Origin of the sequence: Hydrogenophaga sp. (assembly GCF_026125825.1) — a bacterium.
GTDB lineage: Bacteria > Pseudomonadota > Gammaproteobacteria > Burkholderiales > Burkholderiaceae_C > Hydrogenophaga.
The window spans coordinates 1-2,646 of the sequence record NZ_JAHCKK010000198.1; the positions used below are offsets into that span (position 1 = coordinate 1).

The 2,646-nt window shown below is 69.5% G+C and carries 3 protein-coding genes; all 3 read right to left on the reverse strand.

Going from position 1 to position 2,646, the window contains the following annotated elements:
- A partial coding sequence (locus tag KIT86_RS24855; RefSeq protein ID WP_297403385.1) for a permease-like cell division protein FtsX occupies positions 1 to 414 on the reverse strand: 414 nt, incomplete at its 3' end.
- Complete coding sequence (gene ftsE / locus KIT86_RS24860; protein WP_297403387.1) at positions 407 to 1,096, reverse strand: cell division ATP-binding protein FtsE; 690 nt, start codon at positions 1,094 to 1,096, stop codon at positions 407 to 409. The genes KIT86_RS24855 and ftsE, both read right to left, overlap by 8 nt.
- A 149-nt stretch (positions 1,097 to 1,245) precedes the next feature.
- Positions 1,246 to 2,604, reverse strand: a complete 1,359-nt coding sequence (gene accC / locus KIT86_RS24865; protein ID WP_297403389.1) for an acetyl-CoA carboxylase biotin carboxylase subunit — start codon at positions 2,602 to 2,604, stop codon at positions 1,246 to 1,248.
- Between the last annotated feature and the right edge of the window lie 42 nt (positions 2,605 to 2,646).

Genomic DNA, 2,646 nt, shown 5'->3' on the forward strand with positions numbered 1-2,646 from the left:
CGCCTGTTCCACTCCCAGGGCGTCGATCGCCTGCGCCAGATCCGGCCGCTGCCGCAGCTGGGCCAGCGATTGTTCGGGGGTGACGACGGCCACCGACGCCACATCGGCCCGCTGCCGCAGCACCCCCGCCAGCGCCTGCGCCTGGGCGGCGTCGACATCGAGCTTGAGGAAAGCGGTCAGCGCGCGCGACGCCTGCACCTGCGTTTCCAGGCGCTGGGCATTGTGGACGACGATCCACAGGCCCAGCGGCAGCGCCAGCGCCAGCGCCAGCACGCCGACCGTGAGCAGGGTGGCCCACGGCCGACCCAGCAGGCGGCCGAGGCTGGCGATCAGGCTGCGGCCGTGGTGCGCCAGCCAGGTGCTCAGGCGGCCGTGGTGGACGCGGGTGACGCGGCGTGCGGCCGGGCTAGGCATCGGCGAGGTCCTCCGGCGCGATGTCGTCCTCGAGCTGGCCGTTGGCCAGCACCAGCACGCGCTTTTTCATGCGCTTGACCAGGGCAATGTCATGGCTGGCCACCAGCACGCTGGTGCCGCGCTCGGGCAGCGCCGCGAACAGCGCCATGATTTCGGTGGACAGGGAGGGATCGAGGTTGCCGGTGGGCTCGTCGGCAATCAGCAGGGTCGGTTCGGCCACGATGGCGCGGGCGATTCCGACCCGCTGCTGCTCGCCTGCGGACAACTGCTCGGGCAGCGCCCGCTCGCGCCCGCCCAGCCCCACCCGTTCCATGATCGAGCGCACCCGCTTGCCGATTTCGGTGCGCTTCATCCCGCGCAGCACCAGCGGCAGCGCCACGTTGTCGGCCACGCTGCGGTCGGTGAGCAACTGGTGGTTCTGGAACACCACGCCGACGTCGCGCCGGTGCCGGGCGATGGCACCGCCGCGCACGCTGGCCAGGTTCCGGTCATCGAACAGGACGGTGCCGCGGCTGGGCCGTTCGGCCAGATGGATCAGCCGCAGCAAGGTGCTCTTGCCGGCGCCGGAATGTCCGGTGACGAACACCATCTCGCCCGCGTCCATGGCGAAGCTGACCGCTTCGAGCGCCGTGCGCGGGCCGGGATAGACCTTGCTGACGCTGTCGAATCGCAGAACCGGCATGCGGCGGGACGGGTAAGGGACCGGCGCCAAGTATCGCCCGTCGCACGCCATGCGGCCAGCACCGCCTGCGCCAAGGTTCAGGAAGCAACCCGGACAAACCGGCGGCAAAAAGCGGCCTGGAACGCGCCGGCCCAGCGGTCCGGCCGCGGCTACAGCACCGACAGCGCCTTCTCGCGGCGTTCGGCCAGTTTCTTTTCCAGATAGTGGATGTTCTGCCCGCCCTGGGCGAAGCCGCCGTCGGCGAGGATGCGCTGCTGCAGCGGGATATTGGTCTTGATCCCGTCCACCACCAATTCCGACAGCGCCACCCGCATCCGCGCAATGGCCTGTTCGCGGGTCGCGCCGTGGACGATGAGCTTGCCGATCATCGAATCGTAGTTCGGCGGCACCCGATAGCCTTCATAGATATGCGTGTCCATGCGCACGCCGGGGCCACCGGCGGCGTGGTAGTGCTGGATCAGGCCGGGGCTGGGCATGAAGCTGTCGGGGTCTTCGGCATTGATCCGGCACTCGATCGCGTGGCCGCGCAATTCGATGTCCTGCTGGCGGATCGACAGCGGCTCGCCGCCGGCAATCAGCAATTGCTCGCGGATCAGGTCCACCCCGGTGATCAGCTCGGTGACGGGATGTTCGACCTGGATGCGGGTATTCATTTCGATGAAATAAAAGCGCCCGTCCTGATACAGGAACTCGAAGGTGCCGGCGCCGCGGTAGCCGATCCGCAGGCAGGCCTCGACGCAGACCTTGCCGATCTGCGCCCGCAGCTCCGGGGTGATGCCCGGCGCCGGGGCTTCCTCGACCACCTTCTGGTGGCGGCGCTGCATCGAACAGTCGCGCTCGCCCAGGAAAATGGCGTGGCCCTGACCGTCGGCGAGCACCTGGATCTCCACGTGGCGCGGCCGGATGATCGCCTTCTCCAGGTACACCGTGGGGTCACCGAAGGCCTTCAGCGCCTCGCTCTGAGCGCGCTCGAGCGCCGCCGTCAGCTCGTCAGGCCGATGGACCAACCGCATGCCCTTGCCGCCGCCCCCGGCGGTCGCCTTGAGCATCACCGGGTAACCAATCCGCTCCGCCGTCTCGAGCGCCTCCTCCGCGGTGTTCGCGTTGCCCCCCGGCACGATCGGCACCCCCGCCGCCGCCATCCGCTCACGCGCCGCGGTCTTGAGCCCCATGGCGCGCATCGCGCTCGCCGGCGGACCAATGAAGCGCAGGCCACGTTGCTCGCACGCCTCGGCGAACGCCGCGTTCTCACTCAAGAAGCCGTAGCCCGGGTGCACGCCATCACAGCCAGCGCGCTTCGCGACCTCGAACAGCCGCTCACCCACCAGGTAGCTCTCCGCGGCGGCGGCCGGGCCGATCGGGTAAGCCTCGTCACACACCCGCACGTGCAGGCTCTGATGGTCAGGCTCGCTGTACACCGCGACCGACCCGATCCCCATCTCGCGCAGCGTCCTGGCGACGCGCACCGCGATCTCGCCGCGGTTCGCGATCAGCACCTTCTTCATCAGCGGAGCCATCGGCGCCCCCTATACCCTCCTCGGCCTCGGCTG

What these genes read in the sequence shown, in the direction of transcription:
- ftsE (WP_297403387.1), bottom strand. Translation starts at nt 1,096, where the DNA reads ATGCCGGTTCTGCGATTCGACAGCGTCAGCAAGGTCTATCCCGGCCCG.